Origin of the sequence: Streptomyces sp. NPDC001852, assembly GCF_042891825.1 — a bacterium.
GTDB lineage: Bacteria > Actinomycetota > Actinomycetes > Streptomycetales > Streptomycetaceae > Streptomyces.
In genome coordinates, this window is record NZ_JBIATN010000008.1 from 84,578 (window position 1) to 97,810 (window position 13,233).

Genomic DNA, 13,233 nt, shown 5'->3' on the forward strand with positions numbered 1-13,233 from the left:
TTTCGCCGATGACGCGGGCTAGCCGAGCGCCTTGCCCGGCAGCTCGACCTTGGCACCGAGCTCGACCAGCTTCTCCATGAAGTTCTCGTAGCCGCGGTTGATGAGGTCGATGCCGTGGACGCGGGACGTGCCCTCGGCCGCCAGGGCCGCGATGAGGTACGAGAAGCCGCCGCGCAGGTCGGGGATGACCAGGTCGGCGCCCTGGAGCCGGGTGGGCCCGGAGACGACCGCGGAGTGCAGGAAGTTGCGCTGGCCGAAGCGGCAGTCGGAGCCGCCCAGGCACTCGCGGTAGAGCTGGATGTGCGCGCCCATCTGGTTGAGGGCCGAGGTGAAGCCCAGCCGGGACTCGTAGACCGTCTCGTGGATGATGGACAGGCCCGTGGCCTGGGTCAGCGCGACGACCAGCGGCTGCTGCCAGTCGGTCTGGAAACCGGGGTGCACGTCCGTCTCCAGCGCGATGGACTTCAACTGGCCGCCCGGGTGCCAGAAACGGATGCCCTCGTCGTCGATCTCGAAGGCGCCGCCCACCTTCCGGTAGGTGTTCAGGAACGTCATCATCGAGCGCTGCTGGGCGCCGCGGACGTAGATGTTGCCGTTGGTCGCGAGCGCCGCGGAAGCCCAGGAGGCGGCCTCCAGGCGGTCCGGGAGGGCGCGGTGGGTGTAACCGCCGAGCCGCTCCACACCCGTGATGCGGATCGTGCGGTCGGTGTCCATCGCGATGATCGCGCCCATCTTCTGCAGGACGCAGATCAGGTCCTCGATCTCCGGCTCGACGGCCGCGTTGGACAACTCCGTTACGCCCTCGGCGAGTACGGCCGTCAGCAGCACCTGCTCGGTCGCGCCGACGGACGGGTACGGCAGCCGGATCTTCGTACCCCGCAGGCCCTTGGGAGCCTCCAGGTACTGCCCGTCCGCCCGCTTCTCGATGACCGCGCCGAACTGCCGCAGCACGTCGAAGTGGAAGTCGATGGGCCGGCCGCCGATGTCACAGCCGCCGAGGCCCGGGATGAACGCGTGGCCGAGGCGGTGCAGCAGCGGCCCGCAGAAGAGGATCGGGATACGGCTGGAACCCGCGTGGGCATCGATGTCAGCCACGTTGGCGCTCTCGACGTGCGTCGGGTCCATCACCAGCTCGCCCGGCTCCTCGCCCGGCCGGACCGTCACCCCGTGCAGCTGCAGCAGGCCGCGGACGACCCGCACGTCACGGATGTCGGGAACGTTGCGCAGGCGGCTCGGCGCGCTGCCCAGCAGGGCGGCGACCATGGCCTTCGGTACGAGGTTCTTCGCACCGCGGACACGGATCTCGCCCTCCAGCGGGGTTCCGCCGTGGACAAGCAGGACATCGTCGTTGACGGTCATGTATCTCGCGTTCCGATGAGTTGGTCAGGGGGCGGCCGGTCACTTGTTGCGCGGGGGCCGGGAGAGACAGGGTAATCGCCGATCACCCCCCGTCCGTAAGCCCAGGGACCGCCCTGGTGCGTCATATCTGTGTCACAACACGAACCGTGCGCTATCGGGCACATGGGGTCACCGGTCCGGGGCGTGCGCCCAGGGCGCTTCCGCGCTCCCTGAGCTGCGTTCACTCCGCGGCTCCGATTGGCTCCCCACCGAAGGGGAAGATGCGGGATCATGTCTGGCATGACCGAGGTGTCCTCGCTCACAGGGCGGCTGCTCGTGGCCACTCCCGCCCTGGCGGACCCGAACTTCGACCGCGCGGTGGTGCTCCTTCTCGACCACGACGAGGAGGGCTCCCTCGGCGTCGTCCTCAACCGCCCCACCCCGGTGGACGTGGGCGACATCCTGGAAGGCTGGGCCGACCTCACCGGCGAGCCCGGGGTGGTCTTCCAGGGCGGCCCCGTCTCGCTGGACTCGGCGCTCGGCGTCGCGGTCATCCCCGGCGGCGCGAACGGCGACCTCGCCCCGCTCGGCTGGCGCCGGGTGCACGGCGCGATCGGCCTCGTCGACCTGGAGGCCCCGCCGGAGCTGCTCGCCTCGGCCCTCGGTTCCCTGAGGATCTTCGCCGGATACGCCGGATGGGGCCCCGGCCAGCTGGAGGACGAGCTGGTCGAGGGGGCCTGGTACGTGGTCGAGTCGGAACCCGGGGACGTCTCCTCACCGGCCCCGGAGAGACTCTGGCGCGAAGTACTGCGCCGCCAGCGCAACGAACTGGCGATGGTGGCCACGTATCCGGACGACCCGTCGCTCAACTGATACCCGTGCGCTTCAGTACCCTGGGGCCTATGAGCACTCTCGAGCCCGAGCGCGGGACTGGTACGGGGACCCTCGTAGAGCCGGCGCCACAGGTGTCCCACGGCGACGGTGACCACGAGCGCTTCGCCCACTACGTCCAGAAGGACAAGATCATGGCGAGCGCCCTCGACGGCACCCCCGTCGTGGCGCTGTGCGGCAAGGTCTGGGTGCCGGGCCGCGACCCGAAGAAGTACCCCGTGTGCCCCATGTGCAAGGAGATCTACGAATCCATGGGCAGCGGCGGCGACGACAAGGGCGGCGACAACAAGTAGGGATCCGTCCGCGTACGTGAGGCCCCGGTGCGTGTGCGGTGCGCACGTGCCGGGGTTTTCGCGTTCTCTGGTCAGGGAGTGGTCCAGACCTGTAGCCTCCGGTCGCAGTTGTACGGAGCGGAACGGTGGTTGCACCCGGTGCAACGCGCGTGACGGAGGTGCGGCGGGCGACATGAGCGACGAACTCGGCGAGACGAGTGACACACACCTCTTCCCGGAACCCGACGTGGCGCTGATCCCCGCGCCGAACCGCGTGTCGGCCTCGCTGCCCGGCGGCGGCACCGGATTCGTCATCGACGCGGGCACCGAGATCGACGCCACCGGGGGCACCGAGCGGGTCGCGCGCTGGCTGCGGACGACCGTCGGCGGGGCGACCGGGCTGCCGCTGGGCCCGCACCGCGACAGCGGCTCCCGCATCCTGCTGCGGATCACCCCCTCGCTCGAGGACGAACTCGGCAGTCCCGAGGCCTACCAGCTGTGCGCCGACGGCTACCTGATCTGCATCGACGGCGCGAGCGAGGCGGGCCTGTTCTGGGGCGCCCAGACCTTCCGTCAGCTCCTCGGTCCGGAGGCCTTCCGGCGCGCCCCCGTCACCGGCCGGACCGAGTGGGAGTTCCCGGCTGTCACCGTCCGCGACGCGCCCCGGTTCCGCTGGCGCGGTCTACTCCTGGACGTGGCACGGCACTTCATGCCCAAGGAAGGCGTGCTGCGCTATCTCGACCTGATGGCCGCGCACAAACTGAACGTCTTCCATTTCCATCTGACCGACGACCAGGGCTGGCGGATCGAGATCAAGCGGTATCCGAAGCTGACCGAAACCGCTTCCTGGCGGGCACGGTCGAAATTCGGTCACCGGGCCTCACCGCTTTGGGAGGAGAAACCCCACGGGGGTTACTACACCCAGGACGACATCCGGGAGATCGTCGCCTATGCCGCCGAGCGGCATATCACCGTCGTCCCGGAAATCGACGTACCCGGCCATTCGCAGGCCGCCATCGCCGCGTACCCGGAACTCGGCAACACCGACGTCATCGACACCACCGCCCTCACCGTCTGGGACAACTGGGGGATCTCGGCCAACGTACTCGCCCCCACCGACACCACCCTGCGGTTCTACGAGGGGGTCTTCGAGGAGGTCCTGGAGCTGTTCCCCTCACAGTTCGTCCACGTCGGCGGCGACGAGTGCCGCAAGGAGCAGTGGACGGATTCGGTCACGGCCAAGACCCGGATCGCCGAGCTCGGTCTCGCCGACGAGGACGAGCTGCAGTCGTGGTTCATCGGGCACTTCGACGCCTGGCTCGCCGCGCGCGGGCGCCGGCTCATCGGCTGGGACGAGATCCTGGAGGGCGGGCTGGCCAAGGGGGCGGCGGTGTCGTCCTGGCGCGGTTACGGCGGCGGGATCGCGGCCGCGCGGGCCGGTCATGACGTCGTCATGTGCCCGGAGCAGTACGTGTATCTGGACCACCGTCAGGCCCTGGGCGAGGACGAGCCGGTGCCGATCGGGTTCGTGCGCACCCTGGAGGACGTCTACCGGTTCGAGCCCGTCCCGGAGGGCCTCACCGAGGAGGAGGCCCGGCATGTGCTGGGCACTCAGGCCAATGTCTGGACCGAGGTGATGGAGGACACCGCGCGCGTGGACTACCAGACCTTCCCCCGGCTCGCGGCCTTCGCCGAGGTGGCCTGGAGCCGGCTGCCCGCCCCCGCGCAACGGGACTTCGCCGGCTTCGAACGCCGTATGACCGCCCATTACGCGCGACTTGACGCCCTCGGCGTCGCCTACCGGCCGCCCACCGGACCCCGGCCGTGGCAGAAGCGCCCCGGCGTGCTCGGTCGCCCGATCGAGGGATCGCCGCCGAACAGGTGACCGCGCCGACCGGCCGTCCGTCTCGAACACATGCTGGAAAACCGCGCCAAGGGTCACCGAAGAGTGTCAATCGGCGCGCACCGGTGATGCCGTACGAAAACGGACCATCTCCGCGATGAGGTGGGCGAATGCCTCCTAAGGGACCCCCGCGTCCGCCCCCTGCGAAGATGTGCCAGAGTTGCCACGTCCGCCCTGTGAGCACGTACCGTACGGCCACACAGGTGGGACCAGGTGGGGCAGCGGGAAGGGGCAGCCGGTTTGACCACGCACGCACCACAGGCGGAGCAGGCCGTCACGCTGCCCACGACGCTGGACGAGGCCGTGGCGGCCCTCGCGGCCACGCCCACCGCCGTGCCCGTGGCGGGCGGCACCGACCTGATGGCCGCCGTCAACTCCGGCCAGCTCAGGCCCGCCGCCCTGGTGGGTCTCGGGCGGATCAGCGAGATCCGCGGCTGGCAGTACCAGGACGGCCATGCGCTGCTCGGCGCGGGCCTCACGCACGCACGCATGGGCCGCCCCGACTTCGCGGCCCTGATCCCGGCGCTCGCCGCCGCCGCGCGCGCCGCGGGCCCGCCGCACATCCGCAACGCGGGCACCCTGGGCGGCAACATCGCCTCGGCCGCCCCCACCGGGGACGCGCTGCCGGTGCTGGCCGCCCTGGAGGCGACGCTGATCATCGCCGGCCCGGGCGGAGCCCGCCGGGAGGTCCCGGTGTCGCACCTGCTGGCCGGCATGGAGATGCTGCGTGGCGGCGAACTCATCGGCTACGTGCGCGTGCCGCTGCTGCACGCCCCGCAGGTCTTCCTGAAGGCGACCGGACGCACCGGCCCGGGCCGCGCGCTGGCCTCCGTGGCCCTGGTCCTCGACCCCGCCCGGCGCGGAGTGCGGTGCGCCGTCGGTGCCATAGCGCCGATGCCGCTCAGGCCCCTGGAGGCCGAGCAGTGGGTCGCCCGGCTGATCGACTGGGACAACGACCGCGCCCTCGTCCCGGAGGCCCTGAACGCCTTCGGCGAGTACGTCGCCGCGGCCTGCATCCCGGACCCGGCACCGGAGCCCGACGGCTCGGTGACCCCGCTTCCGCCCGCCGTACTGCACCTGCGGCGCACCGTCGCCGCACTGGCCCGACGAGCACTGGGGAGGGCGCTGTCGTGACCGACGACCAGCACGGAGAGGGCACGCCCCGGGGCGGCGGACGCTGGGACCCGCTGCCCCAGGGCGACTACGACGACGGCGCCACCGCCTTCGTCAAGCTCCCCGAGGGCGGCATCGACGCCCTGCTGTCCGGCGACAGCCCGCTGGCCGCGCCGGGGCACGGCTATGTGCCGCCGCAGATAGCGGCCGCCCCCGGTACCGGCGACCCCGCCGCGACGGGCACCTGGACCGCGCCCGCGGGCGGCGCCGAGTGGCCCGACCCGAACGCCGTCCCGCGGACGCAGGCCGCGGACGACCGGTTCACGTACAACCCCGGCGCGACCCAGCACTGGACCTTCGAGGAGCCCGCCGCCCCGGCCGCGCCCGGACACGACGTCACCGGGCAGTGGTCCATCCCCGTCGCCGGCGGCGATCTCCCGGACGAATCGGGCGAGTTCACCACCTCCTCCCTCGTCGAGCAGTGGGGCGGTGGCACCCCGCCGGCCACGCTGCCCGGCGGCGCACCCGCGCCCTGGGCGACGGAGGAGGCGGGCCGCCCCTGGGACCGGCCCGCCGACACCGGCCACACCGGCCTGCCCGACCACACCGACGCCCATCCGGGAGGCGGTCCGGCCGCACCGGCATCGGCGGGTCCGGCGACGCCGGGCTACGCCCCCGCACCGGACGAGCGGTACGGGCAGCACCCGACCGGCCACGCCACCACCGCCCACGAGGACACCGGGGCGCCCGGTCACGGGGGCGCCGGGCACCCGCCGGCCGGTCACGAGGACACGGGGCATCAGCCGGCCGTACACGAGGACGGCCGGCGGGCCGAGGGCGCCGAGGCGCAGGCCGAAGGGCACCGCGTCGAAGCCGGTCGCCCCGGCGCCTTCGGTGAGTCCGCCGAGCCTGCCCAGCCCGCCGCGTTCGTCGAGTCCGCCGAATCCGCGCGGCCCCGCGTGCCGACCACCCACCCGGAGCAGCCGGGCGAGGCCGGAGCGGGACCGGACGCGGACGGCCAGGGCCCCGCCGAGGCCCCTGAGCGCCCCGCTGACGGCCCAGCAGGGCACGAGGGCTCTACGGGTGCAACCGGAGTCCCGCAGGCGGCCACAGCAGCCGCCGCGGCCCCGCGGACCCCGGCCCCCACAGCCGTACCGGAGCACGCCGCCGAAGCACCCGAGGCCGCCGCGCCCCGGCCGCAGGAAGGCGCCACCGGGGAACACGCGGAGCACACCGCGCCCCTCCCGCCGCACGACGACCACCCCCTCGCCTCCTACGTCCTGCGCGTCAACGGCGCCGACCGGCCCGTCACCGACGCCTGGATCGGCGAGTCGCTGCTGTACGTGCTGCGCGAGCGCCTCGGGCTCGCGGGCGCCAAGGACGGCTGCTCGCAGGGCGAGTGCGGAGCCTGCAACGTCCAGGTCGACGGCCGTCTGGTGGCCTCCTGCCTGGTCCCGGCGGTCACCGCGGCCGGCAGCGAGGTGCGCACGGTCGAGGGCCTGGCCGCCGACGGACAACCCTCCGACGTGCAGCGCGCGCTCGCCCGGTGCGGCGCCGTGCAGTGCGGTTTCTGCGTGCCCGGCATGGCGATGACCGTGCACGACCTGCTGGAGGGCAACCCCGCGCCGACCGAGCTGGAGACCCGCCAGGCGCTGTGCGGCAACCTGTGCCGCTGCTCCGGCTACCGGGGTGTCCTGGAGGCCGTCAAGGACGTCGTCGCCGAACGCGAGGCCTCGCACACCGCCGACGCCGGGACGGACGCGGACGAGGCCCGTATTCCCCACCAGGCCGGCCCCGGGGCCGGCGGGGTCAACCCGTCGGCGTTCGAGGCGCCGGGCGCGTTCGACACGCCGCGGGCCGATCCCGGCGGCTACGGCGACACCCCGCCGTACGGCACGCCCGACCCCTACGGCACCCCGCCGCACGGCACCCCGGGACCGCACGATGCACACGACCCGCACTACGGCCAGGACGGAGGCCAGGCGTGAGCAACGAAGCCGCCACGGCGACCACCGCCGCGGAACCCGCCCCCGAGGCCGAGCCGTTGCCGCACGGCATCGGCGCCTCCCTGCCCCACGCCGACGCCCGCGCCAAGACCGAGGGCACCTTCCCCTACGCGGCCGACCTGTGGGCCGAGGGCCTGCTGTGGGCGGCCGTCCTGCGCTCCCCGCACGCGCACGCGCGCATCGTGTCCATCGACACCGCCCACGCGCGCGAGATGCCCGGCGTACGGGCCGTGGTCACGCACGAGGACGTGCCCGGCACCCCGCGCCACGGCCGGGGCACCCCCGACCGGCCGGTGTTCGCCTCCGAGGTCGTACGGCACCACGGCGAGCCCATCGCGGCCGTCGCCGCCGACCATCCGGACACCGCGCGGATGGCCGCCGCGGCCATCATCGTCGAGTACGAAGTGCTCGACCCGGTCACCGACCCCGAGCAGGCCTTCGAGGCCGAGCCGCTGCACCCCGACGGCAACCTGATCCGGCACATCCCGCTGCACCACGGCGACCCGTCGGCGGTCGGCGAGGTCGTCGTGGAGGGCCAGTACCGCATAGGGCGCCAGGACCCGGCCCCGATCGGCGCCGAGGCCGGCCTCGCCGTGCCGCGCCCCGACGGCGGCGTGGAGCTGTACCTGGCCTCCACTGACCCGCACACCGACCGCAACACCGCCGCGGCCTGCTACGGCCTGTCCCCCGATCGGGTGAAGATCGTCGTCACGGGGGTGCCGGGCGCCACCGCCGACCGCGAGGACCAGGGCTTCCAGCTCCCGCTCGGCCTGCTCGCCCTCAGGACCGGCTGCCCGGTGAAGCTCACCGCGACCCGCGAGGAGTCCTTCCTCGGCCACGCCCACCGCCATCCGACCCTCCTGCGGTACCGCCACCACGCGGACGCCGAGGGCAAGCTGGTGAAGGTGGAGGCGCAGATCCTGCTGGACGCCGGCGCGTACGCCGACACCTCCTCCGACGCCCTGGCCGCCGCCGTCTCCTTCGCGTGCGGCCCGTACGTCGTCCCGAACGCCTTCATCGAGGGCTGGGCCGTGCGCACCAACAACCCGCCCTCCGGCCATGTGCGCGGCGAGGGCGCGATGCAGGTGTGCGCCGCCTACGAGGCGCAGATGGACAAGCTGGCGAAGAAACTCGGCCTGGACCCGGCCGAGGTGCGCCTGCGCAACGTGCTGGCGACGGGCGACGTCCTGCCGATCGGCCAGACGGTGACCTGCCCCGCCCCGGTGGCCGAACTCCTGCAGGCGGTACAGGACTTCCCGCTCCCCGACCTGCCCAAGGACACGCCCGAGGAGGACTGGCTGCTGCCCGGCGGTCCCGAGGGCGCGGGTGAACCGGGCGCGGTGCGCCGGGGTGTCGGCTACGGCCTCGGCATGGTGCACATGCTCGGCGCGGAGGGCGCCGACGAGGTGTCCACGGCGACGGTCAAGGTCCATGACGGCGTCGCCACCGTCCTGTGCGCCGCCGTGGAGACCGGCCAGGGCTTCACCACCCTCGCCCGGCAGATCGTCCAGGAGACCCTCGGCATCGAGGAAGTCCACGTGGCGCCGGTCGACACCGACCAGCCGCCGGCCGGCGCGGGCTGCCGGGGCCGGCACACCTGGGTCTCGGGCGGCGCCGTGGAGCGCGCGGCGAAGATGGTCCGCACCCAGCTCCTGCAGCCGCTCGCGCACAAGTTCGGCATGTCCACCGAACTGCTGCAGATCACCGACGGCAAGATCACCTCGTACGACGGCGTGCTGTCGACCACCGTCACCGAGGCCCTGGACGGCAAGGAGCTGTGGGCCACCGCCCAGTGCCGCCCGCACCCGACCGAGCCGCTGAACGCCTCCGGCCAGGGAGACGCCTTCGTGGGCCTGGCCTTCTGCGCGATCCGCGCGGTGGTGGACGTCGACATCGAGCTGGGCTCGGTGCGGGTGGTGGAGCTGGCGGTCGCCCAGGACGTGGGCCGGGTCCTCAACCCCACCCAGCTGGCGGCCCGTATCGAGGCGGGCGTGACCCAGGGCGTCGGCATCGCGCTCACCGAGAACCTCCGTACGCCCCGCGGCCTGATCCGCCACCCCGACCTGACCGGCTACGCCCTCCCGACCGCGCTGGACGCCCCGGACATCCGGATCGTCAGACTGGTCGAGGAACGGGACGTGGTCGCCCCCTTCGGGGCCAAGTCCGTCAGCGCGGTCCCGGTCGTGACGGCACCGGCCGCGATCGCCTCCGCCGTCCGCGCGGCGACCGGCCGTCCGGTCAACCGCCTGCCGATCCGTCCACAGGCGGCGGTGGTGACGGCCCAGTGATCCTCCGCCGCACGTGATCGAGGGGGTTGCGGTCGTCACCGGGGTGACGTCTTCCGCCGCACGGTCGTGACGGGCCGACCGGGAGTACACGCCCGGTGCCGGTGCGGAGACGGCGGCCCGACCCCGGCCGGGCCACCGCCTGTCGGCGGCGACGGCGGAGGCGTACGCGGAGGCGGTCAGGGCACGCCAGAACGGCCGTGCGAAGACCGGCCACGGCGCGAGCCGTACCGTTGCCGACCCGGACGAGGAACTGCGCCACCGCACCCCGCGCATCGGCCTCTGGCCGGACGCCTCGGCGTGGTCGCCGGAGCAGCCGGTGCGGGCGATCCGCGCGGGCGCGCAACGTGCCCGGGTCGCCCGACGTCCTTCCTGGTGAGGGCCGTTGTCAGTGGGGCGGCGTAGTGTGCCGAGTGGTGGGGGCAGCGACACCCACCGTCTCAACGGCGCACCGTACGGGGAAGATCGCGGGGGAGCGATGAGCACGACCGAGGCCGGGGTTCCGGCGATCACGCTGACCGAGGCGGAGCTGGACCGGTATGTCACGCACGCGCCGACACGCGGTCTGCTCGCGGGCCCCGGCCTGCCGACGGACACCGACCTGCTGACCTTCTCCCCCCTGCGCACCCACGGCCTGCGCACGCTGGCCGACGCCGCCGACGGCCCGTTCCGGGTGGCGGACGAGCTGCGCGACCGCCTGGTCATAGGCGAACTCCTCAACCCGGCGGGCATGGCGCGCGAGTCCATCCTGCTCGACGGCGGCACCGGCGAGCTGACGACGGCCTACCTCTTCGACCCGTCCCGCCCCCGCCCCTTCGCGCCCTCCCTGGCCATGCTGCTGCGTTTCGCCGCGGTCACCGAGGAACTGGCGGGCCTGCGCGGCCGTTTCGCCTCCCTCGCGGGACGGTACGGCCCCGAGACGGCGGCCGAGGCGACCCGTCGCCTCCTCTCCCTCTTCCAGGAGGGCGCGGCCGGCGAGGTCCCGCCGTACTGGAAGGCGGCGGCTCTGATCCGCCCCCTCGCCCTCGTCGCCGGCCCCGGCACCGCCTCCGGGCTCACCCTCGACGTCCCCGCCCGGCTGCTGGACCAGGAGTTCGGGCAGGGCCGCGTGGTCCGCTTCGAGGAGGTCGACTTCCCCGCCACGCTCACGCACGAGCCGACCCGGCGCTTCCTCAGCGAGACCGGGCTGCCCGAGGAGGCGGTCCTCTTCCACACCGACACGGACGTCCCGCTGCCGACGCTCCGCGAGTACGTCACCGAGGAGTGCGCGGACACCTACGCGTGGGGTGAACTCCCCGCCCACGCCGACCACTTGATCCGTCTCGGCCGGCTGACCGAGGGCAACAGCCTGCTGATCGACGGCAGAACCGGCGCGGTCCTGACCTTCAGCGAGCCGGAGGCCGCGCTCCACCCCCTCAACACCGACGTCTCCACCCTCGCCTTCACGCTCTGGCTCCTGCACCACGAGCGCACCATCGACGAACACCTCGGCAACGAACTGACGACGGCGGCGTACGACCAGCTGGCCGCGGCGATGCTCCACACCCTGTCGTCCGTCGACCCCACGGCCACGGCGCCCGGCACCGACTGGCACTACTGGACGGACCTGTTCCAGGACGAGGCGGGCGGGCTCCTGTGACCCGCAGACCGGCTCCGGCGACGCCATCCGGCCCGCCGCCCCTCCGCAGCGTGAGCCGTGCGCGTTCACTTCTGCGATGTGCTGTCTGATAGGCAGATACGCCAGGTTTCGCCACCCCCTCGGAAGCTCGGTGGCTGGTCATTCGCGTTTCGCCACCCCCACGCCAGCCTTCCGCAAGGGCTTGTTCGCCACCAGAAAAGTCGACAATGGCCCCTCATGACTGGTTGGCGTGCTCATGTCCATGGGGGCTTGCGGTAGCGTGCGGGTCATCCCCTCCAGTGCAAGTCAGGGGGCTGGGTGCTATTTAGTGAACACTTGACACGTCCCTGTGCACACGAACGGCCTGGCTTTGGGATGCCGCCCAAAGCCAGGCCGGTGCGCGGGGCAGGGTGGGCCCGGCCGAGCAGGCATCGGTCGGGTTCACTCACCCTGACCAGCCGTCCGGTACACCCCTCATGCGTCACAAGAAATGTTCAACGCATCCCGCAATGGCAGTGATCGCCGTGAGGAAGAGATCCGCTAACTCCACCCAGTCCAGCCGTTGGCGTTGTCTACGGTGCCTTCTCCGCCGAGTCGATCGCTCCATGTCGCCCGACCTCCCATCTCTCTGCGTTCCCAACGGTGTTGGGACCTGCCGGTACAGGCAGGCGTTCGAGGAGAGACGGCGTCGGACCTTGGCAACCTACCTGCACGCTCGCTGCAGCGAGGCCAAGAGCCATCGATCGCCAGGGTTCGTCACTCTTAACTGATAGGGTCCGCCAGGCCACTCGGATGAAGGGTGATCTCCCGGCGGACTCCCCGTTAGGTTGACGAGATGAAGATTCTTCATCTGTCCGATACGCACCTCGACCGTGCAGGAGGCCCGGACGCCGACGGCGCCGATGGCACCGCGGCACTGCGGCGCCTGCTCGCCGACCTGGTCCACCTGAGCGACCTTGATGCTGTCATCGTTACGGGAGACGTCGCGGACGATGGATCCAGTGAGGGGTACTCGCGGGCTCATGAACTCCTTGGCGGCTACGCGAAGGAGCGGGGCGCACCGGTGTTCTACGCGACCGGGAACCACGACGAGCGGGCGGCGTTCACCGAGGTGCTCGGCTGCGGCCACACCCGCCCCGACGCGGTCTGCGACGGGCCCGACGGCGAGCGGGCCGCGGCGAGCACGATCGACGGCTGGCGCGTGGTCACCCTCGACTCGCTCGTACCGGGCAAGGGTTACGGCCAGATCAGCCGTGCCCAGCTTGACTGGTTGCGCGAGGTGCTGGCCGCGCCTGCGCCGCGTGGCACGATCTTGGGCTTCCATCACCCGCCGATCGCGCTGGAGGTCGAGGTGCAGCGGGCGCTGGGGCTGCAGAATGCCGACGAGTTGGCCGCGGTGATCCGCGGGACCGATGTGCAGCTCATCCTCTGCGGTCACTTCCATCTTCAGATCTTGGGGCATCTGGAGCAGGCGACGGTCTGGGTCACGCCCGGGGTGGTCAGCCGCATCGACCTGACCGCCCGGCCCGGCACCGAGCGCGCCGTGCACGGCCCTTCGGCCTCCCTGGTCCAGCTCGGCACGGCGAACGGACCGCTCATCCACACCCTTCATGCCCGTGGCCCCCGCCTGGGCGAGACGGTCTACGAAGCCGATGAGGAGGAGATGCGGCAGGTCATCGAGGACCTCGGCCCCACCGGGTGAGTCCGAAGTGAATGTAAGCGGCGCCAGGCGGTAGGGCGCGCTCGCCGTGGATGAGGGCTTGTTCGAGGTCGCCCTCTCGCGAGACGGAAACCGAGACGGGCGATC

General features: G+C 72.4%; 9 protein-coding genes. 8 read left to right on the forward strand and 1 reads right to left on the reverse strand.

All coding sequences use genetic code 11. The features are described 5' to 3' along the window. Window positions 1-18: 18 nt before the first annotated feature. Window positions 19-1,359 (reverse strand): UDP-N-acetylglucosamine 1-carboxyvinyltransferase, encoded by a 1,341-nt coding sequence (gene murA / locus ACFYZB_RS15885; RefSeq protein WP_208900562.1) that lies wholly within the window; start codon window positions 1,357-1,359, stop codon window positions 19-21. Window positions 1,360-1,638: 279 nt separating this feature from the next. On the opposite strand from murA, the gene ACFYZB_RS15890 reads away from it, so the two are divergent. The 8 genes from ACFYZB_RS15890 to ACFYZB_RS15925 all read left to right on the forward strand — a co-directional run bounded on the left by ACFYZB_RS15890 (window position 1,639) and on the right by ACFYZB_RS15925 (window position 13,128). Then, complete coding sequence (locus ACFYZB_RS15890) at window positions 1,639-2,211, forward strand: YqgE/AlgH family protein (RefSeq protein ID WP_055707730.1); 573 nt, start codon at window positions 1,639-1,641, stop codon at window positions 2,209-2,211. Between the two features lie 29 nt (window positions 2,212-2,240). Next, complete coding sequence (locus tag ACFYZB_RS15895) at window positions 2,241-2,522, forward strand: DUF3039 domain-containing protein (RefSeq protein ID WP_388758709.1); 282 nt, start codon at window positions 2,241-2,243, stop codon at window positions 2,520-2,522. A 172-nt stretch (window positions 2,523-2,694) separates the two neighbouring features. Further along, window positions 2,695-4,386: a beta-N-acetylhexosaminidase gene (locus tag ACFYZB_RS15900; RefSeq protein ID WP_388758711.1), complete on the forward strand. Its 1,692-nt coding sequence runs from the start codon at window positions 2,695-2,697 to the stop codon at window positions 4,384-4,386. Between the two features lie 258 nt (window positions 4,387-4,644). Further along, window positions 4,645-5,538 carry an FAD binding domain-containing protein gene (locus tag ACFYZB_RS15905; RefSeq protein ID WP_388758713.1) on the forward strand — a complete coding sequence of 298 codons (894 nt, stop codon included), beginning with the start codon at window positions 4,645-4,647 and terminating at the stop codon, window positions 5,536-5,538. Next, window positions 5,535-7,505: a 2Fe-2S iron-sulfur cluster-binding protein gene (locus ACFYZB_RS15910; RefSeq protein ID WP_388758715.1), complete on the forward strand. Its 1,971-nt coding sequence runs from the start codon at window positions 5,535-5,537 to the stop codon at window positions 7,503-7,505. Before ACFYZB_RS15905 ends, ACFYZB_RS15910 begins: the two co-directional genes overlap by 4 nt. Next, window positions 7,502-9,811, forward strand: coding sequence for a molybdopterin cofactor-binding domain-containing protein (locus ACFYZB_RS15915; protein ID WP_351207094.1), 2,310 nt, complete (start codon window positions 7,502-7,504; stop codon window positions 9,809-9,811). Before ACFYZB_RS15910 ends, ACFYZB_RS15915 begins: the two co-directional genes overlap by 4 nt. Window positions 9,812-10,286: 475 nt before the next feature. Further along, window positions 10,287-11,447 carry an SUKH-4 family immunity protein gene (locus tag ACFYZB_RS15920; RefSeq protein WP_388758717.1) on the forward strand — a complete coding sequence of 387 codons (1,161 nt, stop codon included), beginning with the start codon at window positions 10,287-10,289 and terminating at the stop codon, window positions 11,445-11,447. A gap of 814 nt (window positions 11,448-12,261) precedes the next feature. Continuing rightward, window positions 12,262-13,128, forward strand: a complete 867-nt coding sequence (locus ACFYZB_RS15925) for a metallophosphoesterase family protein (RefSeq protein WP_388758719.1) — start codon at window positions 12,262-12,264, stop codon at window positions 13,126-13,128. Window positions 13,129-13,233: the final 105 nt, after the last annotated feature.